General features: G+C 28.2%; 27 protein-coding genes. 11 read left to right on the top strand and 16 right to left on the bottom strand.

Annotation, left to right across the window (positions count from 1 at the left end; translation table 11 throughout):
• Window positions 1-157: 157 nt before the first annotated feature.
• The 9 genes from N5A56_RS05125 to N5A56_RS05165 all read right to left on the bottom strand — a co-directional run bounded on the left by N5A56_RS05125 (window position 158) and on the right by N5A56_RS05165 (window position 8,928).
• Window positions 158-589: a hypothetical protein gene (locus N5A56_RS05125; RefSeq protein ID WP_274270251.1), complete on the bottom strand. Its 432-nt coding sequence runs from the start codon at window positions 587-589 to the stop codon at window positions 158-160.
• A gap of 9 nt (window positions 590-598) precedes the next feature.
• On the bottom strand, window positions 599-2,062 hold the full coding sequence (locus N5A56_RS05130) for a C1 family peptidase (protein ID WP_274270252.1): 1,464 nt from the start codon (window positions 2,060-2,062) through the stop codon (window positions 599-601).
• Between the two features lie 99 nt (window positions 2,063-2,161).
• Window positions 2,162-2,338 (bottom strand): hypothetical protein, encoded by a 177-nt coding sequence (locus N5A56_RS05135; RefSeq protein ID WP_265724520.1) that lies wholly within the window; start codon window positions 2,336-2,338, stop codon window positions 2,162-2,164.
• Window positions 2,339-2,631: 293 nt separating this feature from the next.
• Window positions 2,632-3,711 carry an exonuclease domain-containing protein gene (locus tag N5A56_RS05140; protein WP_265724521.1) on the bottom strand — a complete coding sequence of 360 codons (1,080 nt, stop codon included), beginning with the start codon at window positions 3,709-3,711 and terminating at the stop codon, window positions 2,632-2,634.
• A gap of 24 nt (window positions 3,712-3,735) precedes the next feature.
• Window positions 3,736-4,383, bottom strand: a complete 648-nt coding sequence (locus N5A56_RS05145) for a YggS family pyridoxal phosphate-dependent enzyme (protein ID WP_420793197.1) — start codon at window positions 4,381-4,383, stop codon at window positions 3,736-3,738.
• Between the two features lie 21 nt (window positions 4,384-4,404).
• On the bottom strand, window positions 4,405-5,643 hold the full coding sequence (locus N5A56_RS05150; protein WP_265724523.1) for a DUF1015 domain-containing protein: 1,239 nt from the start codon (window positions 5,641-5,643) through the stop codon (window positions 4,405-4,407).
• Between the two features lie 40 nt (window positions 5,644-5,683).
• Window positions 5,684-6,634 carry a D-2-hydroxyacid dehydrogenase gene (locus N5A56_RS05155; protein ID WP_265724524.1) on the bottom strand — a complete coding sequence of 317 codons (951 nt, stop codon included), beginning with the start codon at window positions 6,632-6,634 and terminating at the stop codon, window positions 5,684-5,686.
• A gap of 90 nt (window positions 6,635-6,724) precedes the next feature.
• Window positions 6,725-7,792 (bottom strand): 3-phosphoserine/phosphohydroxythreonine transaminase, encoded by a 1,068-nt coding sequence (serC, locus tag N5A56_RS05160; RefSeq protein WP_265724525.1) that lies wholly within the window; start codon window positions 7,790-7,792, stop codon window positions 6,725-6,727.
• 74 nt (window positions 7,793-7,866) lie between these two features.
• Complete coding sequence (locus tag N5A56_RS05165; protein ID WP_265724526.1) at window positions 7,867-8,928, bottom strand: acyl-CoA reductase; 1,062 nt, start codon at window positions 8,926-8,928, stop codon at window positions 7,867-7,869.
• A 70-nt stretch (window positions 8,929-8,998) separates the two neighbouring features.
• On the opposite strand from N5A56_RS05165, the gene N5A56_RS05170 reads away from it, so the two are divergent.
• From N5A56_RS05170 to N5A56_RS05180, 3 genes are all read left to right on the top strand, one after another.
• Complete coding sequence (locus tag N5A56_RS05170) at window positions 8,999-9,349, top strand: 4Fe-4S dicluster domain-containing protein (RefSeq protein WP_265724527.1); 351 nt, start codon at window positions 8,999-9,001, stop codon at window positions 9,347-9,349.
• Window positions 9,350-9,512: 163 nt separating this feature from the next.
• Complete coding sequence (gene ychF / locus N5A56_RS05175; protein WP_265724528.1) at window positions 9,513-10,604, top strand: redox-regulated ATPase YchF; 1,092 nt, start codon at window positions 9,513-9,515, stop codon at window positions 10,602-10,604.
• A 146-nt stretch (window positions 10,605-10,750) separates the two neighbouring features.
• A complete protein-coding gene (locus N5A56_RS05180) occupies window positions 10,751-11,938 on the top strand; it encodes a hypothetical protein (RefSeq protein ID WP_265724529.1) in 1,188 nt (395 codons plus the stop codon).
• A gap of 40 nt (window positions 11,939-11,978) precedes the next feature.
• Here N5A56_RS05180 and N5A56_RS05185 read toward each other — a convergent pair whose 3' ends face one another.
• On the bottom strand, window positions 11,979-13,163 hold the full coding sequence (locus N5A56_RS05185; RefSeq protein WP_265724530.1) for an aspartate aminotransferase family protein: 1,185 nt from the start codon (window positions 13,161-13,163) through the stop codon (window positions 11,979-11,981).
• 2 nt (window positions 13,164-13,165) lie between these two features.
• Window positions 13,166-14,770 carry an OstA-like protein gene (locus N5A56_RS05190; protein ID WP_274270565.1) on the bottom strand — a complete coding sequence of 535 codons (1,605 nt, stop codon included), beginning with the start codon at window positions 14,768-14,770 and terminating at the stop codon, window positions 13,166-13,168.
• A 169-nt stretch (window positions 14,771-14,939) separates the two neighbouring features.
• Between N5A56_RS05190 and N5A56_RS05195 the strand changes: the two genes are divergently transcribed.
• Window positions 14,940-16,376, top strand: coding sequence for a pyridoxal phosphate-dependent decarboxylase family protein (locus N5A56_RS05195; RefSeq protein WP_265724531.1), 1,437 nt, complete (start codon window positions 14,940-14,942; stop codon window positions 16,374-16,376).
• Here N5A56_RS05195 and N5A56_RS05200 read toward each other — a convergent pair.
• From N5A56_RS05200 to N5A56_RS05210, 3 genes are all read right to left on the bottom strand, one after another.
• The gene (locus N5A56_RS05200; protein WP_265724532.1) at window positions 16,345-16,707 is read right to left on the bottom strand and encodes a hypothetical protein; all 363 of its coding nucleotides are present in this window, start codon (window positions 16,705-16,707) and stop codon (window positions 16,345-16,347) included. The two genes, N5A56_RS05195 and N5A56_RS05200, sit on opposite strands and share 32 nt — an antisense overlap.
• A gap of 598 nt (window positions 16,708-17,305) precedes the next feature.
• Entirely contained in the window at window positions 17,306-17,563 is a 258-nt protein-coding gene (locus N5A56_RS05205; protein WP_265724533.1) for a hypothetical protein, read from the bottom strand.
• 175 nt (window positions 17,564-17,738) lie between these two features.
• Complete coding sequence (locus tag N5A56_RS05210) at window positions 17,739-18,008, bottom strand: RrF2 family transcriptional regulator (protein WP_265724534.1); 270 nt, start codon at window positions 18,006-18,008, stop codon at window positions 17,739-17,741.
• 145 nt (window positions 18,009-18,153) lie between these two features.
• Between N5A56_RS05210 and nirK the strand changes: the two genes are divergently transcribed.
• The 7 genes from nirK to N5A56_RS05245 all read left to right on the top strand — a co-directional run bounded on the left by nirK (window position 18,154) and on the right by N5A56_RS05245 (window position 23,338).
• Window positions 18,154-19,608 carry a copper-containing nitrite reductase gene (gene nirK, locus N5A56_RS05215; RefSeq protein WP_265724535.1) on the top strand — a complete coding sequence of 485 codons (1,455 nt, stop codon included), beginning with the start codon at window positions 18,154-18,156 and terminating at the stop codon, window positions 19,606-19,608.
• Window positions 19,609-19,630: 22 nt separating this feature from the next.
• On the top strand, window positions 19,631-19,855 hold the full coding sequence (locus N5A56_RS05220) for a hypothetical protein (RefSeq protein WP_265724536.1): 225 nt from the start codon (window positions 19,631-19,633) through the stop codon (window positions 19,853-19,855).
• Window positions 19,856-19,927: 72 nt separating this feature from the next.
• Entirely contained in the window at window positions 19,928-20,629 is a 702-nt protein-coding gene (locus tag N5A56_RS05225; RefSeq protein WP_265724537.1) for a formylglycine-generating enzyme family protein, read from the top strand.
• A gap of 1 nt (window position 20,630) precedes the next feature.
• Entirely contained in the window at window positions 20,631-21,344 is a 714-nt protein-coding gene (locus N5A56_RS05230) for an SCO family protein (protein ID WP_265724538.1), read from the top strand.
• 2 nt (window positions 21,345-21,346) lie between these two features.
• Window positions 21,347-22,069: an iron-sulfur cluster repair di-iron protein gene (ric, locus tag N5A56_RS05235; protein WP_265724539.1), complete on the top strand. Its 723-nt coding sequence runs from the start codon at window positions 21,347-21,349 to the stop codon at window positions 22,067-22,069.
• A 16-nt stretch (window positions 22,070-22,085) separates the two neighbouring features.
• Window positions 22,086-22,892, top strand: a complete 807-nt coding sequence (locus N5A56_RS05240) for an alginate export family protein (protein WP_265724540.1) — start codon at window positions 22,086-22,088, stop codon at window positions 22,890-22,892.
• Entirely contained in the window at window positions 22,883-23,338 is a 456-nt protein-coding gene (locus N5A56_RS05245) for a hypothetical protein (RefSeq protein ID WP_265724541.1), read from the top strand. Before N5A56_RS05240 ends, N5A56_RS05245 begins: the two co-directional genes overlap by 10 nt.
• Before the next feature lie 80 nt (window positions 23,339-23,418).
• Here the strand turns inward: N5A56_RS05245 and N5A56_RS05250 are convergent, their stop codons facing one another.
• Both N5A56_RS05250 and N5A56_RS05255 read right to left on the bottom strand, forming a co-directional pair.
• Window positions 23,419-24,690, bottom strand: coding sequence for an adenylosuccinate synthase (locus N5A56_RS05250; RefSeq protein ID WP_265724542.1), 1,272 nt, complete (start codon window positions 24,688-24,690; stop codon window positions 23,419-23,421).
• 38 nt (window positions 24,691-24,728) lie between these two features.
• The gene (locus N5A56_RS05255) at window positions 24,729-25,178 is read right to left on the bottom strand and encodes a Fur family transcriptional regulator (protein WP_265724543.1); all 450 of its coding nucleotides are present in this window, start codon (window positions 25,176-25,178) and stop codon (window positions 24,729-24,731) included.
• Window positions 25,179-25,234 lie beyond the last annotated feature (56 nt).

Consider the following 25,234-nt stretch of genomic DNA (forward strand, 5'->3'; position numbering starts at 1 on the left):
ATAGATATTTTTTGATTTTTATAAATAATAATAGAAATTTTATTTCCTACAAAGCCCTTGTAAGTTATGGTATGAAGACTCTTATTATTAATTATAAAACTAATTGAGTTACCAGTTTTTTTAATTTTAAGTTCGTTTACTCCATAATTACCAGTCTTTACGTTGTCAGATTTTGTCCATTTTTTTCATTTTTATAAGTACCGTTTACAGATTCAGCAATTCTAAAGTAACCGTTAGTTGTAAATCCAAATTCTTTATAGTTTTTAATATCTTTATAATCATATAAAAATGAAATTCCAGAATTATCTGTTCCTGATATTTTTTGAATAGAAGTAGTAATTTCAAAATCTCTTGTAGTATCTAAATTATAAGCAGATGTAGAAATTTGCCAGTTATTTACTTTCTCTTTGTGTTCAAAATAATAACGTCCATTATAAGTTTTTAAAGCTCTTTTTTTATTTTCTCCTTGAGGCCATGAATTTTTAGTGTCAAAATTTTCTTCATAAGCATAATTAGAATATTGGGTTTGACAAATGGCCGAAAACTGAGTGCATAAAAAAAGAAATAATATGTTTTTTAAGATTCTCATTTCTGTTTTTTATTGATGGTTCATTTCTATGAAAACGGGAACAACTTTTGAAGACAAATTTTTCGAAGATGCATTAAATGCAATTTTATCCTTACTAAAAGTAATATCAGACCCTTTAAACATTTTATAAGATAAAGCTTTCTTTATTCTAGATACAAAATCTCCAGAACTATATTTAGCTTTACTAACTATATTATTTATGTTTAATTTTTCTTTGCTATATAACACACAAAGTATATCTCTACCAGGTTTATTGTCAAACTCTATAAAATAGTCTTCATTTGGTAATGCTATTTCGCTATTGGTGTAATTAAAGAAATCGCTATAACTACCAAAAGGATATAATTTATTAACAGATTTGTCTGAAGATCCGTAACCAATTAAGTATACATAGCCCCGCTGCTTACTTTTTAAATAAATTCTAAACTGAGTGCCAGAAGTATATGCTTTATTTACTTTATAAGTAGTTTTTGTAGCTTTTACAATATTAAAATTTCTTGTGGCTCCTTCTGCTAAACTTATTGGCATATTAGAGCCAGAGCTTAATTTTAATGTCATTTCTCCTCCTAATTTATTTCCTGTAACATAATTGGTGTTTGGAGAAGGATTTGGGTTATTTAATTGATCTACTATTACATAATTTTCTTTTGCTTGTTCTTTGTAGTCTTCATATTTTATCCAAAAGAAACCTTTATTTCCCCACCAAGAACCCCAAGAGTTCATAATTTCAAAAGCACCTCCATATTTATTATCATCATACCCAACAACAACTAATGCATGCCCTTTTGCTCCATAATTTTTTTTATACACATATGTATTTGGATGAAACGAAATGTTATTATAACCAAGTAAACCAAAAAGAACAGGGTGATTTTTAGATAATGCTTTTTTAACATTATTTACTAAGTTTGCGTTATATCCTTTATCATTTAACTTTTCAAAATGACTTATTTTATGTTTAGAAGCTTTGGTAAAAAGGTAATTTGTTGGTTTTGTTGTACAATTATTTACATTATATGGGAAATCTGTATTTTTAACTACTCCATATTTTTTTAAAACTAAAGCTGCATTTGTTAAACTAGATCCTCTTTCGCATTTAGTATCTAAAGTATTGTCGGTTTTTCTAGGGCTTTTAATCGAATTGTAAATAAAAGCAGGAGAAAAAGTATTTGCATTTATTTTAGTAATATTATTTTTCCACCCATTTTTTACTGCATTAGATATTGTTCTTGCTCCATGTGCACTTGCCCAACCTACACAAGAAGATTGATTTCCTTGACTTTTTGGAGTAGGGCAATAGGCTTTTAAACTATATGAGCTTGGTAGTGTGTTAAAACTTCTACTAACTAGTGGTACAATGGTTGGAATACTATTATATTCTTCATCGCTAGAGGCTTCTAATCCTGTAGGAAATTGGGAATACGCTATTGTTGATGTAAAAACAATAAAACATAAAATTAGCAGTTTTTTCATTTTGAGTTTTTTAATGTTACAAAACAAAATTCTAAATTTTACCTCAAAAAAAAATACGTCATTTGACGTATTTTTAAGCTTTTAAAATTGTAATTGGTTTTAATCTAGGTATTTAATTCTTAAATAATCGATTGCAATTTCTTGATCATTAAAAATTGAAAAGCCAATTTCATTACCGTAAAAAGGTAAAAAATCCATTTTATAAACAAAAGAACCATTAATATAAAACTTAAAAAAGCCATCTTGTTTTTTAACTTTTATAATGTTAGATTTCATGCTACCTTTTTTTATTAAATGAGATTCTGTCCATTTTTTTACGAGTTGTTCTTTACTATTAATTGTTTTCGCAATTTTATAACTACCACTAGCAGATAGATAAAAGCGAAAGCTATTGTTATCGCTTTGGCCAAATATTAAGCCATACCCATAATTTAAAACTCCAGAAATTTTAAGAATTTTATATAATATTCGTTTTTTGGAAAATAAATATTATTTCTTTGTATTTTGTTAGAAACAAGTATTTTAGATGTTTTTTAAAATAGTTTAAAAAGAGGAAAGAGGTTTTATAATTACAACCTAATTATTTTTTGAACATTATTTTTAACTAAATAATTTTTAATTATGTTTTTAGAAGCATCTTTATTCTCGATAGGAGTTAAAACAGTTTTTAGAACATTTATATTGTTCTCTTGCAATGCTAAATTAGTGTAACCGTAACCGAAAACTACATTGTTTTCAATTAATATAACAGCATTTTCTTCAATTTCTCTTCCTTTATTAACTATAATAAAATTATCATTATTAAAATTATCTTCTAATATTTTAAATTTCTTTTTAAAGTTATATTTAGGAGCTAAATGTTCTAATTCTAAATAATATTTTAATCTTGTAAAAAGCTCATTACCTGTTTTATCAAAAGAAACTGAATCTGCTCTATCTTGAACTTTTACAGCTCTTTTAGTTATTTTTAAAAATAATCTATTAATCTCAGATTTAATATTATTTCCTTTCCCTATATAAATAACTTTTCCATCAGCATTATGAATATAGAAAACACCTAAAGTAGCAGGTATATTATCAATTAAAGATTTCAATTTTTCTTTTTTTAATCTTTTATCAAAATATTTTACAGCATTTTGAACGATCGTTTTTTCAATATCTTTTTCTAATAATAATTTAAATAATTGTACAGTTGCTAATGCATCGCCATTTGCTCTATGTCTATCTGTAATTGGAATTCCTAAAGATTTAGTAAGTTTACCTAAACTATATGAAGGTTGATCTAATATGAGTTGTTTACTTAACTCTACTGTACAAAGTGTATTTCTGCAATAATCGAAACCTAAACGATCAAATTCTGTTCTTAAAATTCGATAATCGAAACTAGAATTATGAGCTACTATAATACAGTCTTTAGTAATTTCTACTATTCGTTTGGCTACTTCATAAAACTTAGGAGCATTTCTAAGCATTTTATTGTTAATGCCCGTAAGTCTTACAACAAATTCTTGAATAGGTTTTTCTGGATTTACTAAAGAAATAAATTGGTCTACAACTTCATGTCCATTAAATTTATAAATGGCAATTTCGGTAATTCCTTCTTCGTTAAACTTTCCTCCTGTAGTTTCTATGTCTAAAATAGCGTACAATTCCCTTTTTCTTTTTTGATAAAATTACTGATTATAATTACGGTGACCAAATATAGAGCTACCAACTCTAATCATAGTGCTCCCATTTTCAATAGCTAATTTATAATCTCCACTCATTCCCATTGATAAAGTTTGCAGTTTATGCAAATCAAAAAAAGTTTTAAGTGATAAAAATTCATCTTTTAATTGCTCCTCATTATCTGTAAAAGTAGCCATTCCCATTAATCCAATAATATTAATGTTTTGTAATTCAGCTGTTTCTTTTGATGTTAAAATGTTTTCAATCTCATTAAAAGTAAAACCAAACTTAGTTTCTTCTTTAGCAATTTTTGCTTGCAATAAACAATTTATAACTCTATTGTGTTTTTTAGCTTGCTTATTAATTTCTTTTAACGTTTTAAACTTATCTACTCCATGAATTAAATTAACAAAATGAGCCATATACTTAACTTTATTGCTTTGTAAATGCCCAATCATATGCCATTCGATGTCTTTTGGTAAAGCATCATATTTATCAACCATTTCTTGAATTTTATTTTCCCCAAAAATACGCTGACCAGCACTATAAGCTTCTTTAATATCTGAAATAGGTTTCGTTTTAGAAACAGCAACCAAAGTTACATGCTCTGGTAAAGTAGATTTAATATGTTGTAAGTTTTTAGAAATCATAATGTTTGTGAGTACTAGATTTAATTAGAATTCATAAATTGTTAAAGCACTTCTTAATTTTGGTTCTATATAAGTTGTTTTTGGAGGCATCATTAAGCCTGCATCAACAATACCTTTTAGTTCTTTAATGGTAGTTGGTAGCATACCAAAAGAAACTTTATAATCACCAGTATCAACCTTCGTTTTTAACTCTAAACTATCCGTTTTATTCTGTGAATACAATATTTTAGAAGCATTTCTAATATCTTCTATTCCTAAAATAGGTTTTAATACAGTTTGATATAGGATTTCTGCATCTAATTTACTTAAAGAATCTGTAAATTTATATATAGATTTTCGTAAATACAATGCATAAAAATCACCATTTAAATACATACAAAAATGATGTTTTTCTTTAGGTTTATAAAGCTCTTGGCCTCTTTTTTCTATTCTAAAAAATGTATCTAATTCAATAAGAAATTCATCTGCAGTAAAACCGTTTAAATCTTTTATAAATCTATTAAACTCATAAATACTTAATTGACTCTCTGGTAATAAATAGCTCATAAAAAAATTATAGTCTTCATTTCCCGTATGATTTTCGTTTTCTTTTGCTAAGTTTTGAGCTAACAAACAAGATGAAGTAGATCTATGATGGCCGTCTGCAATATATAATGTGTCTATTTTCTTAAAAGCCTCTATAATTTGTTCAATATCTTCTTTTTGATCTACAACCCAAAGTAAATGTAAATCTTTGTCTGTAGTAGAAAATTCGTATTCTGGTCTTTGCTTTTTATATTTTTCTATAATGGTTTTAATTACATCATTATCTGGATACGTTAGTAAAACAGGTTCTGCATTAAAACCAGTATTTTTAAGATAATTTTCAAATAATAGTTCTCTTTCCTTAAGTGTTCCTTCATGCTTTTTTATTACGTTTTTATGATAGTCTTCTACAGAAGTAGCAGTTATAATTCCGCAAAAAGAATTTGTTGCTGTAGTTTTCTTATAAATATAAAAAGCAGGAGATTTATCTTGTTTAAAAATTTTATCTTCTTTAAATTCTAAATAACGATTATGAACCAATTTAAACCTTAAATCGCCACTAACATCTTGCTTATGGTATTTATAGCCAGGATTAATAACATGTAAAAATGTAAATGGATTAAATGCTAATTTAGAATGTAGCATTTCTGGAGTATAAATTTCGTAAGATTTAGAAGAAACCAAAGCAGCTTTGTCTCTACTAGGTCTTACAGCTTTAAAAGGTTTTACAATGGCCATATATAAATTTGAATAATTCTTAGTTTTTCACTAAAAATTGTTATCCTAATAAGTTAATTATTTGTGTTGCTAGTTCCGTACCAATTCTATCTTTCGATTCTTGTGTTTCTCCACCAATATGAGGAGTTAAAGAAATTTCTGGATTCATTAAAAGTTGAACAGCAGGTGCAGGTTCTGTTTCATAAACATCTAACCCAGCATATTGTATTTTACCACTTTCTATACCTTTTACTAAATCTACTTCGTGTAAAACACCACCTTTAGAAGCATTAACAATTCCTACACCATCTTTCATTTTTTCTATTTCTGTTGATGATATAAGGTAATCATCTTGTTCAGAAACGTTTAAAGAAATAAAGTCAGCTTCTTTTAATAATTCGTCTTGAGAAACTGTATCTATATGAATTGTTACTTTTTGACCATTAAAAAACTCTAAAACAATAGGAGCAGACTCAATAATAGAATCTGTTGCAACAACTTTCATCCCTAATCCTAAACCTATTTTAGCTACTTGTTGGCCTACTTTTCCAAAACCAATAATACCTAATGTTTTACCTCGTAACTCTACACCTTGAGCGTAGGCTTTATTTAAATCTTTAAAACGCGTATCGCCCTCTAAAGGCATTTCTCTGTTAGAAGAATGTAAAAAACGAACCATACCAAATAAGTGTGCAAAAACTAATTCTGCAACAGAACTAGAAGAAGCATTAGGTGCGTTAATTACGTGTAAGCCATTATCTTCAGCATAGTCAACATCTATATTTTCTAAATCTTTACCTCCAGATGCAATAAGTTTTAAACTTGGGCAAGCTTCAATTAATTCTTGTCTTACTTGTGTAGAGTTCATAACTAAAATTGCATCAATATTATTTTCATTGATGTAATTTTCTAACTGACTTTGAGCAACTTTTACATTTATTACTTCAAAGTCTCCTTTTTCTAAAGCATCTATTCCGCTTTGAGAAAGTCCGTCATTTGCTAATATTTTCATTATTCTATTTTAAGTCATTGCGAGAATTGAAATGACGAGGCAATCTTATTGTTAAGATTCCTTCATTTCATTCGGAATGACGATTTGTATTTATTTTTGAATTCTTTCTAATTCTTGCATTACATCAACCAATACTTGTACGCTATGTAAAGGCAATGCATTGTACATACTTGCTCTATATCCGCCAACACTTCTATGCCCATTTAAACCATTTATGCCAGCTTCTTGCCACAAATTATCAAAAGTTTCTTTCAATGTATCGTCTATCAAATTAAAAGTAACATTCATATTACTTCTATCTTCTTTTGCTGCAAATCCTTTAAAAAGTGGATTTCTATCAATTTCTGAATATAATAAAGCTGCTTTCTTGTTATTTACTTTTTCGATAAACGGAATTCCGCCTAAATTTTTTAACCATTCCAAAGTTAACATAGAAGTATAAACTGCAAAAACAGAAGGTGTATTAAACATGCTATCTTTATCTAAATGAACTTGGTAATTTAACATAGACGGAATCTGTCTTTCTACCTTACCTAATATATCTTCTTTAATAATAACCAATGTTGTTCCTGCTGGCCCCATGTTTTTTTGAGCTCCGGCATAAATTAAATCGAATTTTGAAAAGTCTAATTGACGCGAAAAAATATCTGAACTCATATCACAAACGTTAACTCCTTTAAATTCAGGAAAGTCTTTTATTTGTGTTCCGTAAATAGTATTATTACTTGTTGTGTGAAAGTAATCTACATCCTTTGAAATTGAAAATTCTTTAGGAATGTAAGAGAAGTTTTTGTCTTTAGACGTTGCAACTTCTACAACTTCTCCAAACATTTTTGCTTCTTTAATTGCTTTGTCAGACCAAGTTCCTGTATTTAAATATGCAGCTTTTTTATTTAATAAGTTATAAGTAACCATTAAAAACTGCATACTCGCGCCACCTTGTAAAAACAAAGCTTTATATCCTTTATTCTCTAATTCTAAAAGTTCTAAAGCTAAAGAACGTGCTTTTTCAATAACATTTACAAAAGATTCACTTCTGTGAGATATTTCTATCAATGATAAATTATCATCATTAAAATTTAAAATGGCTTCAGATGCTTTTTTAAGTACTTCTTGTGGTAAAATACAAGGGCCTGCACTAAAATTATGTTTTTTCATTTTTTTGTTTTCTTTTGAACTTCAAAGTTTCAGGTTTTTACCATCAACTAAAAACTATCAACCAATAACCATATTTATATATTTGATAAAAATTCTAACGTATTTACGCCATCTGCGTAATCTGTTAACTGCGGATTTTGTGTTTGTCCAAATGCAACTTCAGTTTCTAAAAAATCTTTAGCTACTATACATTGAATTTTTTCTTTATCTTGATGTAATTTTATTTTTAAATCGGCTTCATTATCGTAATACTCATAAAAAATCGTTGCAATAGGCGAGGAGTAGCTTTCGTCTTCCTTTATCATAAGAAATCCATTTTCTAATAAATCGAACTCACTCATTAAGTACACAGCCTTATTATAGTCGTAATTATTAGCGTACTTAGCATTATTTATAAAATCTTTTTTGCTATACATTCCATTAAAAAAAGCATCAAAATTAAACCCTTTTGGTACATATAACTTAGAAACACTTCTACAGCCTAAACCAAAATACTGAAAAACATCATCAGATAATTTTGCAAAGTCTTCATCTGTTTCTTTACCAGTAATTACAGCAACAGAATTTCTACTTTTTCTAATAATATTAGGTTTATTTTTAAAGTAATATTCAAAATAACGAGCAGTATTAGAGCTTCCTGTAGCAATGACTGCGTCGAAATTATCTAATTTTTCTTCTGTAAAAAGAATTTTACCTTTAAAACCTTCTTCTACATACTCTAAATATTTAGTTAAAAATGGTAATAAATGTTTATCATTAGAAGATTGCTTTACTAATACAGAATGGCCAGAGATTAACACAGATAAAAAATCATGAAAACCTACTAAAGGTATGTTTCCTGCCATAATTATGGCTACATTTTTAGGTGATTCGTTTTTTAAAGTAATGCTTTCTGTAAAGTTTGTTAAGTTCTTTTTGTTTAGGGATTTACTCCAATTATTTAATGTAAATAATATATTGTCTTTTGTAAACCAAGAATTGTTTTCTTGAGCTACTTTAATTTGATGAACGAAACCGTCAAAAAAGATTTCATTATGCTCAATATTATCTTTTTTTGTTACATTATCTACAGAAAACTGACTTAAAAAGTCCCCTAATTTTGCGAATGCAGTAATTCTATTTTGAATACTAATCATTTATTTTGGTTGTCTATGATTTTGGCTTTATTTTTGCAACTACAAAGGTACAAAAACAGAAGAGAAAATTATGGCAATTATTATAACAGATGAATGTATAAATTGTGGGGCATGCGAACCAGAATGTCCTAACACTGCAATTTATGAAGGAGCAGATGATTGGAAGTATGCTGATGGTACAGATTTAAATGGTGATGTAGTTTTACCAGGAGGAAAAGCTGTAAATGCAGATGAAGATCAAGAACCTGTTTCCGATGAGATATATTACATCGTACCAGATAAATGTACAGAATGTAAAGGTTTTCATGATGAGCCACAATGTGCTGCAGTTTGCCCTGTAGATTGTTGTGTGCCAGATGAAGATGTTGTAGAAACTGATGAGTTTTTATTAGAAAAACAAAGTTTTATGCATAACGAATAGTTTAAAGACTTTTTTTGAAACAAGAAACATGATTTTTTTGAATCATGTGCATAAAAAATTCCGAAGTAAATTCGGAATTTTTTATGTTTAAAACATCTATATTTGCAACGCAAAAATCAAGTTTTGGTTTTTGTATCTATTTTATCAAAACATCTAAAGAATAATGAAAGCTGGAATTGTAGGATTACCAAACGTAGGAAAATCAACTTTATTTAATTGTTTATCTAATGCAAAAGCACAAAGTGCAAACTTTCCTTTTTGTACCATTGAACCTAATTTAGGTGTTGTAAACGTACCAGATACACGTTTAGAAAAATTAGAAGAATTGGTAAACCCAGAAAGAGTTTTACCAGCTACAGTAGAAATAGTAGATATAGCTGGTTTGGTTAAAGGAGCAAGTAAAGGAGAAGGTTTAGGAAATCAGTTTTTAGCAAATATTAGAGAAACAGATGCCCTTTTACATGTTGTACGTTGTTTTGATAACGATAATATTATTCATGTTGATAGTTCTGTAGATCCTGTTAGAGATAAAGAAACTATTGACATTGAATTACAATTAAAAGATTTAGAAGCAGTAGAAAAACGTTTAGAGCGTGTAAAAAGAACTGCAAAAACGGGTAATAAAGAAGCGCAAGCAGAATTAATAGTTTTGTTAAAAATAGAAGAAACTTTATTAAAAGGAATTTCTGTAAGAGCAATATCGTTTTCTGAAAAAGAAATGGAATTTGTGCAACCTTTACAGTTTATAACTTTAAAACCTGTATTATACGTTTGTAATGTAGATGAAGGTTCTGCAGTTTCTGGAAATGCTTATGTAGAAAAAGTTAGAGAAGCTGTAAAAGACGAAAATGCTGAAGTAATTATTTTAGCTGTTGGTACAGAAGCAGATATTACAGAATTAGATGATTATGAAGAAAGACAAATGTTTTTAGCAGATATTGGCTTAGAAGAAGCAGGTGTGTCTAGATTAGTGCGTTCTGCGTATAAATTATTAAACTTACAAACTTATTTTACAGCAGGTGTAAAAGAAGTAAGAGCTTGGACTATTCCTATTGGTTCTACAGCGCCGCAAGCTGCAGGTGTTATTCATACAGATTTTGAAAAAGGTTTTATTAGAGCAGAAACGATAGCATATGAAGATTATGTAACTTTTGGTTCTGAGGCTAAGGTAAAAGAAGCTGGTAAAATGAGAGTAGAAGGTAAAGAATACGTTGTTAAAGATGGCGATGTAATGCACTTTCGTTTTAACGTGTAATTTTTTAGACGATATATAAGTAAATCCCAATGAGAAATCATTGGGATTTTTTTGATTTAAAACTTATCGGTTTAATTATTAATAAAATTTTTTAAAATGATATTTTTGGCACACCTATTGAAATAACCAAACAAAACCTAACTATTATGAAAAAACAACTACTTGTTATTTTATCGTTTTTATTCTTTATTTCTTGTAGCAGTATAAAAAATACCCAAGAAGCTATAAGTAATGGTAATTATGATAGCGCAATGAATATTGCCATAGAAAATTTAAAAAAGAACAAAACAAAAAAAGGAAATCAGCCTTATATCTTAATGTTAGAAGACGCTTTTGCTAAAGCAGTGTCTAAAGACGAAGCAAAAATAGCTTTTCTTAAAAAAGAAAATAATCCAGAGAGTTTAGAAACAATTTTTGGTTTATATACAAGCTTAAAAAACAGACAAGAATGGTTGAAGCCATTGTTGCCATTGCCAATTTTAAAAGAAAATAGAAATGCTATTTTTAAGTTAAATAATTATGATGATGAAATTATAGCTTCTAAAAATGAATTGTCAAATCATCTATATAACAATGCAAAACAGCTTATTGAAGCAGATAACAAATTAGATTATAGAAATGCATACGCCGATTTAGACTACATAGAAAAAATAAATCCTAATTATAAAGAAGTTCGTAATTTAATGGATGTTGCTCATAGTAGAGGTATTGATTTTGTATTTGTTTCTATGAAAAATCAAACTGAAAAAGTGATTCCGAAACGATTAGAAGAAGATTTATTAAATTTTGACACCTATGGATTAAATGATTTATGGACCGTTTATCATGGTGTTAAAGACTCAAAAATAAGTTATGATTTTGGTTTAGAATTAAACTTAAGAGATATTCAAGTATCACCAGAACAAATAAGGGAAAGAGAAATTATTAAAGAAAAGCAGGTTAAAGATGGTTTTAAGTATCTTTTAGATGATAAAGGAAATCAAGTTTTAGATAAAGATGGTGAGAAAATTAAGGTTGATAAGTTTGTAAAAGTTAGATGTCAGTTATATGAATTTACACAACTTAAAACAGCAAAAGTAATTGGACAAGTTAAATATGTAGATTTTAATACCAAACAAACAATTGAAACGTATCCTATTGAAAGTGAATTTGCTTTTCAGCATGTTTATGCAAGTTTTAAAGGTGATAAAAGAGCTTTAGAGCAGTCATATTTAGACTTAACAAGGTTGCGTGTGGCTTCTTTTCCTTCAAACGAACAAATGATTTACGATGCTGGTCAGGATTTAAAACAACATTTAAAACATATTATTAATAGAAATAAGTTTAGAAATTAATATTTAATAGTTTTTTAAAAGATTATTGTGTCTTGAAAAACTAATTATTAATACTTTCATTAATAACATCAAGAATAATAGTACAGCCTTTTATAAGTTCGTCATCTGAGATTGTTAACGGTGGTGTAATTCGCATTGCTTTACCTTCAAATAATAAGAAAAAGAGAATTAAACCACGATCTAAGCAAGTAAGAATAATTTTTGCAGCTAATTCTGGCGATTCAACAATTGCAGCTAACATTAATCCTTTTCCTCTAATTTCTTTTATGGCAGAATGTTGTAAATGTTTTCTAATAATTTGTTCTTTTCTTAAACTCTCTGAGAGTAAATTTTTTTCTAATATTTCTTTAACAGTTGCGTTTGCAGCAGCAGCAATTATAGGATGACCTGCAAATGTAGAAATATGACCTAATTTAGGATTGTCTTTTAGCAAACCCATATGCTCGTTAGAAGCAATAAAAGCGCCAATTGGCATTCCGCCACCTAAACCTTTACCTGTAATAATAATATCTGGTATAACATTATAGTTTTCAAATCCCCAGAAAGTACCAGTTCTACCAATTCCTGTTTGTATTTCATCAAGAATTAATAAAGCACCAACTTCTTCACAACGTTTTTTTATTTTTGATAAATAATCATTTTTTGGTTCTATAAAACCAGCTCCACCTTGTATGGTTTCTAAAATTACAGCAGCGGTTTTGTTTGTTATTTTTGATAAATCATCAACATTATTAAACTCAATAAAACGAATACCAGGAATTAAAGGCCTAAAAGCAGCATTTTGTCTTTCTACACCAGAAACACTCATTGCGCCTTGTGTATTACCATGATATGAGTTTTTTGCAGCAATAATTTCTGCTCTTCCTGTAACTCTTTTTGCAAGTTTTAAAGCGCCTTCTGTAGCTTCTGTACCAGAATTTGTAATATAAACGGATGATAAGTTTTCTGGTAAAGTAGAAGCTAATATTTTACAAAGTTCTACTTGTGGTTGTTGTATAAACTCGCCATAAACCATTACATGCGCAAATTTATCAACCTGATTTTTAATAGCTTCAGATACTCTGGGATGATTATGTCCTAAACTATTAGCAGAAACTCCTGCAACAAAGTCTAAATACTCTTTTCCATTAACATCATAAATATAACTTCCATTAGCATGAGAAATTTCTATGGCAAGTGGGTGAGAAGAGGTTTGTGCTTGGTATTTAAAAAAATCTGATTTCAAAATTATTGTTTATTTAAAGCTTTTACTTTATTGTTTTTAAAAGCTGATTTATCATCGAGCACAGCATTTTTATTTTTTCTATTGTTCTTTTTTACAGGAGTTTCCTGTTTTTTGTTATTTCCTTTAATAAAAATGTCTTCCATTTTTTTTGGTTGCTCTTTTTCTCGCCAAATAAAACCTTTTAATTTTTTTATATCTTCTGGTAGTTTAGAAGGTGGATATGTTTTACCATCAGAAGCTTTTAAGTATTTTATGGTTTGAATAATCCCTTTGTCTAAAGTGAATTCTATATTACTAGAAATTTCTTTTGTAATTGTTTCTATAATATTAGTTTGCTCATTTCTATTGTAATAAATAGATTCAGCATTACCTTTTACTAAAAGAGTTCTTAGTTTGTTTTGCTCAAACTTACCAAACATATTTCGTCCTTTTATTTGGTTATAATCGTTTTCAGATAAAGAATCTTTAGATACTATAAAAGAGTTGTTAAATACTTTTAAAGAGTCTAATTTTTCGGTTTCAACATTAGATTTTAAATAGATTGTATCTCCAGTAATTTGATTTTGATCAGACCAAATAACAGGATTTCTATACATTCTAGTTAATCCGGTTTGTTGATCTGTGTGAATAGAATCGCACTTTCCTTGTAAATCTGATTTAAATATTTTTACATTATGATAGTTTCTAATAATGCGTTTTTTGGGCTTACCTGTTACTAATAAAGTATCACCATGTATAAACATAGAGTCTTTTTCTATTATAGAAATTGCCACTGCTTTTTTAATAATAAAAAGTGAGTCTTTTAATTCAAAAATTTCTGCATAATTTCCTCTAGTAATAAAATTTTGAACTGTATCTATAATTTGAATATTGTTTGTTGCAGAAGCAAATCCTTTTCTTTTATCATAATATAAACTATCGCCTTCAACAGTTCTTTCTTTTAAATATAGTTTTGCATTTTTTACAAAATGAGAAATATCTGTTTTTGTATTGTAAAAACCTCTTTCGCAATAAATTTTATTTTCGTTTTCGGTATTTGTTATTGTAGATGGACCATATAAATAAGTGTAACCCGTATTTGTATAATAATCTAAATGATTAGATTCTAAATTATGTTCTGGGTTTACTACGGTTACTTTAGTTGTAGCAGTAAACTTTTTATTTTCTAAATAATAATTACCATTTTTACTTTTTAGTGTATTTGTTGCGTCTTTTATGGTAGCGTAACTTCTATAATATAATTTCTGATTTAATCTATCAAACTGTAAAGTGTCTGTAGTTAAGGTCATTGTAGGGTCATTTAAAACCACGTCTCCCCAAGAAAGTGCTTGTTTAGAGTTTACGTCATAATCTGCATAATCACTAGTTTGGGTAATGGTATCTCCTTGTTTTATTAAAACATTACCAATTGCTTTAAAAAAGTTTTGTTTTTTATAGTATAACGCTTGTTGGCAAGTTAAATTTATGCCTTCATGATTCATTTTAACATTACCAATAAGAATTGTGGCTCCTGGATATTTGTCTTCATCAGCTTCTTGCTGTTCGGCATAATATTCAATTTTTCTTTTTCTTGCGAAAATGAAATTGTAGTAAAAGTTATCAGAAATAAAAAAATACTTTAGTCAATATTACTTGTTTTTAGCAAAAATAATGAAAAGAATATTGCTGATTACTAAAGAAAAGTGAAAGTTAGTTTTATTATTAAAATTATTGGTTTTAATATGATAAATATCAGTAATAAGACAATAACATCTTGTAATTTTGCAGAAAAAAATAATGAAGCCTTTTTTTGATTTATCTGTAGAAGAAATGAAATCGTATGGTTACAAAATTGTTGATTTAATTGTAGCACATTATGATGAAGTTGATAATAAAAAGCCAGTTTCTAGCGCTACAAGAGTAGAAATGGACGATATTTTCTTGCAAGAAGCTCCAGAGGAAGGAATGGAAGCAGACAAAGTATTAGATTTTGTAATGGAAAATGTTATGCCAAATAGTAATATTTCTAGTCATCCAAAAGCATTTTCTTTTGTGCCAGGACCTAGTAATTTTATTAGTACAATGGCAGATTCTTTAGCAACCGGATTTAATATTTTTTCTGGCGGATGGATTGTTTCTCCTGCAGCAGCAGAATTGGAAATTGTTACTTTAAACTGGTTGTTAAAAATGTTTAATTTTCCGGTAACAAAAGGAGGAGGGATTTTTACAAGCGGAGGTTCTATGGCTAATTTAACAGGTTTAGCTACTGCAAGAAGAGTAAAATGTGGCGATGATTTTTCTGATGCAGTTATTTATTTATCAGATCAGGCGCACTCATCAAATATTAAAGCAATTCGTGTTTTAGGTTTTAAAAAGGAACAAGTAAAAATAATACCAACAGACATAGAGTTTAAGTTTAGTATTAATAAACTTAAAAATGAAATTGCAAAAGATAAATTAGAAGGAAAAAAACCTTTCTGTATTATAGCTTCTGCAGGTACAACAAATACAGGTACTGTTGATCCTTTAGATACATTAGCAGATATTTGCGAAAAAGAAAACCTTTGGTTTCATATTGATGGCGCTTATGGTGGTGCTGCAATTTTATCGAAAAAAGGAAGTAAAATATTACAAGGTATAGAACGAGCAGATTCTTTAACGGTAGATCCTCATAAATGGTTTTTTCAGCCTTATGAAATTGGTTGTTTATTAGTAAAGGATGCTTCTTGGTTAAGTAATACTTTTAGTGAAAAACCTGAGTATTTAAGAGATATTGAAGGTAACGAATCTGAAATTAATTTTTACGACTACGGAATTCAATTAACAAGAAGGTTTAGAGCTTTAAAATTTTATATGTCTATAAAAACGTATGGTTTAGAAACTTTTAAAGAAGCTATTTCTTATAATATTGATTTAGCTGATAAAACAGAAGATATTTTAAGAAAAAGTAAAAACTGGGAAATTGTTTCACCAGCAACATTGGCAATTATAAATTTTAGATACAATCCTTTAGGTTTAAATTTAATAGAAAAGGAGTTAGATACTTTAAACCAAGAAATTTCTGCTAGAGTAGTTGCTTCTAAAGAAGCACTTTTAGTAACAACGGTTTTACAAAATCAGATTGTAATTAGAATGTGCTTAATAAATCCTAAAACAACATTAAAGCATATTAAAGATACATTAGAACAATGTAATACGTTTGCTATGGAAGTGTTGGCTGAGTGGAAAAAATAGGTTTTAAGTTCTGAATAAAAATTCCTAAAACGGCAATTGGTATTAAACTACTAACTAGCATTAAAATTAGATAATAATTGTTGATGATGGATAACTGTTGCCAATTGCAAAAACCTTTGTAAAAAATAAGTATTTCTGACAAACTAAAACCTAAAAGATACACTCTAACCCAAATCTTAGAGAGTTTTAATAAACCAAATTCTTTCAAAAAAACAAACAAAGTTAAGCTTACAATTCCTATAAAATTTAAGTGTAAATAACCAATTACAAAATCTATAATTTGAGATGTTAATTCAGCAAAATAAGGAATAGATGTTAGTAATTGTAGCACAATTTTAAAGACAAAAAGAGCATAAATAAATGTTAATAATCGAATTGTAAAGGGAGTTAATTTTTTATGTAAATCTTTAATAATTGTATTTATTATTTGCCAAAACTTAAATAAAGCAATTAATTGTATTATGGCGCCTATAAACCCAATGATATAAATTTCTAAAGGCGGTTTTATCCAAAGAAAGGATAAGCATACCGTAAGTACGCAGCTTACAATCATCAATTTATAAAAAGAAGAAACAAAAGCTTTTTCTGCATAAATTTTATGCTTTTCTAAAAAGAAAAAAACAGTCCTAAAAGGCAAAAAATAAACCAGCCATTATATTGAAAATGTAAGTAGAAATAAATTGCATTTTTATACCAATGAGAAGTGCTACCTAAGGTATTCATGATTATTCCTATTGCCCAAGGACCAATACTAGAAATAATTAAAAATAGGAGAGAAGCATTTATAAATTTATATGAATATCTATCTTTTTTACAATTGTTGTGCTTTTTAAAAAAGGAATAAAACCAATATGTACAAATTAAAAATAAGGTAGAAAAAATAATTGAATAAAGAGCATAACCAGTTATAGGAAAACTTAAAAGCATTCCTAAAATTGTAATTTGAGTGCACCAAAACAGTAAGTTGTATTTTTTTTGACATCATTTTTAATAAATAAATGAAAAATTAAAGATGTTAATGCCACATAAACCCAGCCTAATAAAGCAATGTGAGAATGGGTATGCACTAAAAACTTATAAGTTGCGCTTACATTTGTAACTGGAAATAAGCGAAGTATAATGCCTAAAGAAGCAGCTATTAAAAAGTATAATAAGGCTATAAATGCTTGTGTTTTTGACTTTATCATTCTAAAAAATTATAATAATTGTTTTAAATTGTTATTATTTGCATATTCATCTGCCATTTCTAGAATTGTTTTGGTTTGTAGTTTTTTTATTAACTCGTTTTTAAAAGGATAATATAAATGATGAACAACACAAGGTTTTTCTTCACTACATTCCTGTTTACCTAGATAACACTTGTTAAATTTTTTCTATATCATCTACACAATCTATAATATTAAAAAGTGTTTTATTTTCACTTTCTTTTGATAAATAAAAACCTCCATGTGGGCCTTTTACTGAAGATATTATATTGCTTTTTGTTAATTCTTGCAAGGTTTTAGCTAAAAAAGGAGCAGGTATATTTAATTCAGTCGCTAATTTTTTAGAACCAACTTTATTGTTTTTGCAAGCTGAATTAGCAATAAGTAATACAGCTCTAATGGCATATTTACTTGCTTTGGATAACATAATTTATTTTTTGTAAAATAAAAAGATAAAAATATCTTTTTATATGATATAAATCATAAAATAAATTTAAAAACATCTATAAATTTGTTCATATAAAAGACAAAAATATCTTTTATATAAAAACTATTAACTTAAAACTAAAAGAATGAAACTTTTAAAAACAGTGTGTTTATTATTTATTGCAAGCTTACTGCTAACAAGTTGTAAAAGCGAAGAGAAAAAAGAATTAGCAATTGTAGATAATGCAAATATCTATATAAAAGGGACTATGGATGCAGAATTAACTTCACCACCTTTTGTGCCAGCTCCAGTTGGAAATAGACCAGCAAAAAAACTGTTAGTAAATATGGAAATTCTTGAAAAAGAAGGTACTATGACAGATGGGGTACAATATGTATATTGGACTTTTGGAGGTTCTGTTCCAGGAAGTTTTATTAGAACTAGAGTAGGAGATTTAGTAGAGTTTACATTATCGAATCATCCGGACAACAAATTACCACATAATATAGATTTACATGCAGTTACAGGTCCTGGAGGTGGAGCAGAATCTTCTTTTGTGGCACCTGGTCATAAAAAAACGTTTTCTTTTAAAACTTTAAACCCAGGTTTATATGTATATCACTGCGCTACAGCTCCAGTTGGAATGCATATTGCAAACGGAATGTATGGTTTAATTTTAGTTGAACCAGAAGGAGGTTTGCCAAAGGTAGACAAAGAATATTACATAATGCAAGGAGATTTTTATACAAAAGGAGCAACAGGAGAAAGAGGTCTACAACCTTTTGATATGACTAAAGCTGTAAAAGAAGATGCAGATTATGTAGTTTTTAATGGTAAAGTTGGTGCTTTAACTGGCGATAATGCTATAACTGCAAATGTAGGAGAAACTGTACGTTTATACGTTGGTAACGGTGGGCCAAATTTAACTTCTTCTTTTCATGTTATTGGTGAAATTTTCGACAATGTACATGTAGAAGGTGGAGATTTAATAAATAAAAATGTACAAACTACTTCTATTCCTGCGGGTGGCGCAGCAATTGTAGATTTTAAAGTAGATGTTCCTGGAACTTTTATTTTAGTAGATCATGCAATTTTTAGAGCCTTTAATAAAGGTGCTTTAGGAATGTTAAAAGTTACAGGAGAAGAAAATAAGAAATTATATTCTGGTATAAAACAAGAAGGAATTTATCATCCAGAAGGAAGTACAATTCAAACCATGCCAGAAGAGAAGAAGAAAAAAGTGGTTGCTAAAGTTGTAGAAAAAACGTTGGCACAAAAACTAAAAGATGGTAAACAAGTATATATGAAAACGTGTTTCGCTTGTCATCAAGCAGAAGGACAAGGAATACCAAATGCGTTTCCTCCTTTAGCGAAATCAGATTATCTAAATGCTGATGTGAAAAGAGCAATTGATATTGTTTTAAATGGTAAAACTGGTGAAATTAAAGTGAATGGTAAGAAATATAATAGCGTAATGACAAGACAGTCTTTAACAGATGAAGAAGTTGCAGATGTTATGACTTATGTTTATAATTCTTGGGGAAATAATAAAACCAACGTTAGTATAAAAACCGTAAAAGCAGTAAAAAGTAGTCATTAATAACTTTTAAAAACTAAAAATCATGTCATTTTTAACAAGTTTAGAAAATAGAATAAAACAAAACTTTAATATTTGGGATTTAGCAATGATAAAGTGGGTTGGTATTTTATTCGGCTTATTAGTAGGGGCGTATTATGCTGATTTTATAAAAAATAACACTACCATTCTTGTAGCTATTTTGTTATTAATAGGTTTCTGGCTTGCTTTTAAAATGTTAAAAAAAATCAAAATAATTAATTCAAATTAAATGAAAACTATTTTAAGACTGGTAATATGTATAATTTTAGCGAATTCCCCCAATATAAATTGCCAGTCTAAGATGGTTAAAATTAAAGGAGGAGAATATATTCCTTTATATGGTAGAGACTCTATGAAGGTTTCTATTAATAATTTCCTAATGGATGTATATCCTGTTACCAATAAAGAATATTTAGATTTTGTGAAAAAATATCCAAAATGGCAAAGAAAAAATGCCATTAAATTATTTGTTGATGAAAGCTATTTACGAGATTGGAAAGCGGATACGATTTTAAATACAAATCAAAAATTAAATTCGCCAATAACAAATATTTCATGGTTTGCTGCAAAAAATTATTGTGAATGTCTTGGGAAAAGGTTGCCAACTGTTGATGAATGGGAGTATGTAGCAATGGCAAATAAAACAATGCCAGATGCTAGAACATTAAAAACCTATAATGAGTTCATTTTAAGCTGGTACGAAAAACCAAAAACATTTAATAAAACAATTGGCTCAACATTTAAGAATTATTGGAAAGTATATGATTTACATGGTTTAGTATGGGAATGGACTTCTGATTTTAATTCTGTTTTAATTACTGGAGAATCTAGAAAAGATGTAGATAAAGATAGTAATTTATTCTGTGGTAGTGCAGCAGTAAATGCAACAGATTTAATGAATTATGCCGCATTTATGCGTTATGCAATAAGAGGAAGTTTAAAGGCAAGATATACCATGAAAAATCTTGGTTTTAGATGTGTAAAAGATGATAAAATAAATTAAAATGAAGAAAATAGGTTATATATTATTTATTGTAACAGCTGTGTTGTTAGTTTCTTGTGATAAAAAAAACACAAAAGAAATTGCTGAAGTTGGTTATCGATGTCCAATGAAATGTGAAGCTGAAAAAGTGTATAATAAAAAAGGTTCTTGTCCTGTTTGTAAAATGGATTTAAGATCAATATCAAAAATATCAAAAAAAATGTTAAGTGATAAAACCTCTGATGAATCAATTTTTAATTTAACATCAAATTGGAATACAGAGGAGGGAAAAACGATCACCTTAAAAGAATTAAAAGGGAAAACGTTGGTGATGGTGATGATTTACACTACCTGTAAAGCAGCTTGCCCTAGATTAACTGGTGATATGAGAAATATTGAAGGTAAAATACCTTCTGAATATAAAGATGATGTTCAGTTTATTTTTGTAAGTATTGACCCAGAAAATGATACCCCAAAAAGATTAAAAGAGTTTGCTTTAGAAAATTATATTGATGGGGAACAATGGACTTTTTTACAAGGAACAGAGAACAGTGTTAGAGAGTTTGCCAATGTTTTAGCTGTAAAATATAAGCAAATTACTCCATTAGATTTTTCACATTCAAATATAATTAGTGTCTTTAATCCAGAAGGTGAATTAGTGCATCAACAAGAAGGCTTAGGAGTGGATAATAAGGAAACAGTTATAAGTATTATTGAAACAGTAAAAAAATATTAATCATGAATATTACAGAAAATAACACCGTAGCAGAAATTGTAACAAGCAATATAAAAACCGCAGATATATTTAAAAAAAATGGAATAGACTTTTGTTGTGGAGGAGGAATAACTTTAAAAAAAGCTTGTGAGAAGAATAATATCTTATATGCTTATTTAGAAAAAGAGTTACTAAATAGTACCAATTCAGTTTCTAAAGCTCATAATTATGATAGCTGGAAATTAGATTTTTTAGTAGATCACATAGAAAATATACATCATAGCTATGTTGCAGAAAGTACACCCTTAATTTTACAATATGCAGAAAGAGTAGCTAAGGTTCATGGTCATCATTATGCAGAAGTCATTAAAATTAACACTTTATTTAAAGCTGTAGCTCAAGAATTAGCCGCACACATGAAAAAAGAAGAATTAATTTTATTTCCTTTTATCAAGCAATTAGTAAAAGCGGATAGAGAAGATTTAAAAGTAAAAATACCACATTTTGGTACTGTTATTAATCCAATAACAATGATGGAAGAAGAGCATGAAAATGCAGGTGATATTTTAAAAGAAATAAAAAAACTTTCTAATAATTATACACCTCCAGAAGGAGCTTGTAATACGTTTAAGGCTTTGTATGCTAAATTAGATGAATTTGAGCAAGATTTACATCAACATATTCATTTAGAAAATAATATTTTATTTCCAAAAGCGATTCTTTTAGAGCGAAACAATAAACAATAATTTTAAGTTTAGAATTATGAAAAAAGTATTCTATTTTACAGTAATAGCACTATTTTTTACAGTTTTAATTTCTGCTCAAACATTTAAATTGACGTCAGAGATTAGACCTCGTTTTGAAAACAGACATGGTTATAAAACATTGATGAAATCTGGAGAAGAAGGAGCTAATTTTATATCGCAAAGAACTCGTTTAAATTTTAATTTTAAACAAGAAAAACTAACACTTGGTGTTTCTTTACAAAATATTAGAGTTTGGGGAGATGTAAGCACATTAGCTTCTATTGATTTCGCAAATTCATTTCATCAAGCTTGGGCACAATATCAATTTAATGATAATATTTCTGTAAAATTTGGTCGTCAAGAAATTATTTATGATGATAGTAGAATTTTTGGAAATGTGGGTTGGGCGCAACAAGCAAGAAGTTTTGATGCGGTTGTTGCAAAAATAAAAACATCAAAAAACGGAAAATTAGACATTGGTTATTCTTTAAATAACGATTCTGAACAACTAACTAATTCTTTGTATACAAATGTTGCAGGTTATAAAACATTTCAATATGCCTGGTATCACACTAATATTAATAATTTAGGATTGAGTTTTTTAGCTTTAAATAATGGTGTTGAGTTTTTAAACTCAAATACAAAAGAAATACTAAATTACTCCCAAACTTTAGGTTCTAGAGTAACTTACAAAAGAGGAAATTTATTTTTTGATGGTTCAATTTATTTTCAAACTGGAAAATTTTTTGGCAATTCTGTGAGTGCAAATTATTTTGGAGGAAACGTAAAATACAAAGCTTCAAAAAAGTTTTTTTGGGGTTAGGAGCAGAGTATTTATCAGGAAAAGATATGGATGATACAAGTGCTAAAGTAAAATCATTTAATCCAGTATTTGGAACCAATCATAAATTTAATGGTTATATGGATTATTTTTATGTTGGTAACCACGTAAATTCAGTTGGCTTACTTGATATAAATGCAACTTTGGGATATTCTAAAGATAAATTTTCTACAAAAGTAGTTCCTCATTTTTTTTCATCAACAGCAGATATTTACAATAAAGGTTCTAAACTAAGTAAAAATTTAGGAACAGAAATAGATGTAGTTTTAGGGTATAAAATTGCTGAAAATGTGATGTTAAATGGAGGTTTTTCTAAAATGTTAGGTACAGAATCTTTAGGAGTTTTAAAGAATGGAGATAATGATGTAAATAATTCTTGGACTTGGTTAATGATAACTTTTAAACCAACATTATTTACTACAAAATAGTTTTCAATTAGTTTTTTTAATAGAAAAAGCATCTTTTAAAATTTTAAAAGATGCTTTTAAGTTTATTAATAAAAAGATTATTATCTATTAATTGTTTGTTTTCTATCTGGTCCAACAGAAACAATACTTACAGGAACACCTGTTTCTTTTTCAATAAAAGCAACATAGTCCAATAAATTTTGTGGTAATTGATCTGCTGATGTCATTTTTGTTAAATCATCTTCCCAACCTTTAAATTCGGTATAGTTTACAGAAACATTTTCTGGTTCTATATTATAAGGTAAATGAGTAATTTTTGTTCCTTTATAATTATATGAAGTACACACTTTTAAGGTATCAAAACCAGAAAGGACATCACCTTTCATCATCATTAATTGTGTAACACCATTTACATCTACAGCATATTTTAAAGCAACTAAATCTAGCCAACCACATCTTCTTGGTCTTCCAGTTGTAGCTCCAAATTCATGACCAATTCTTGCCATATCTTCACCATCTTTGTCAAATAACTCAGTAGGGAAAGGTCCAGAACCAACTCTAGTAGTGTATGCTTTAAAAATACCAAAAACATCTCCAATTCTGTTTGGAGCTACACCTAAACCAGTACAAGCACCTGCTGCAGTAGTGTTAGATGAAGTTACAAAAGGATATGTTCCAAAATCGATATCTAATAAAGAACCTTGTGCACCTTCTGCTAAAATTGTTTTTTTATCTTTAATAGCTTGATTTAGAAACTCTTCACTATCAATAAACTGTAACGTTTTTAATTTATCGATTCCTCTACAAAATTCAGCTTCTAATTCTTTTAAATTATACTCAACCTGAACATCAAAAAACTCTAACATTTTTATGTGTTTTGCTGTTAAAGCATCGTATTTTTCTTTCCAGTTATCTAGTTCTAAATCTCCAACTCTCATTCCGTTTCTACCGGTTTTGTCCATATAAGTTGGGCCAATTCCTTTTAAAGTAGAACCAATTTTTGCTTTTCCTTTAGATGTTTCAGATGCAGCATCTAATAATCTATGTGTTGGTAAAATTAAATGAGCTTTTCTAGAAATTAATAATTTTGAAGTATAATCAATTTTATGTTTATCTAAGTTTTCTAGTTCTTTTTTAAAGATTACAGGATCTATAACAACACCATTTCCAACAACATTTAAAGCTGTTTTATGAAAAATTCCAGATGGAATAGTATGTAATACGTGTTTAAATCCGTCAAATATTAAAGTATGTCCTGCATTTGGACCACCCTGGAAACGAGCTATAATATCATAGTTAGATGTTAAAACATCTACTATTTTTCCTTTTCCTTCATCTCCCCATTGTAATCCTAGTAATAAATCTACAGCCATTAGTTGTGTTAATTAGTTGTTTTTGTGTATGTTGTTTGTTAAGATTTTTTCTTTTTTGTTCCGTAAAAATAAAGAGAATGATTATGAATGTCGATATCAAAAATATCTTCAATCGTTTTTTTGATAATTTGAATTCTTGGGTCACAAAACTCTTTTACTTCACCAGAATCTGTAAATATTACATGGTCATGGTTTTTATCAAAATAACTTTTTTCATAACGAGCCATAGATTGCCCGTCAAATTGGTGTTTTCTTACCAAATTGCAATCTAATAATAAATCTATGGTATTATATAGGGTAGCTCTACTAACTCTATAATTCTTATTTTTCATTTTAATATACAGAGATTCTATATCAAAATGCTCATCAGCATCGTAAATTTCTTGAAGTATAGCATAGCGTTCAGGTGTTTTTCTGTGCTTATGCTCTTGTAAATATGCGGTAAAAACTTTTTTAACTACTTCTTGATTTTCAAGAGAATTACTCATGGATTTAATTTTTACGAAAAGACAAATTTACAGTTATTTCTTAATAAAAATAAACT

Origin of the sequence: Polaribacter ponticola, from assembly GCF_026191475.2 — a bacterium.
In the GTDB taxonomy this organism is placed as follows: Bacteria; Bacteroidota; Bacteroidia; order Flavobacteriales; family Flavobacteriaceae; genus Polaribacter; species Polaribacter ponticola.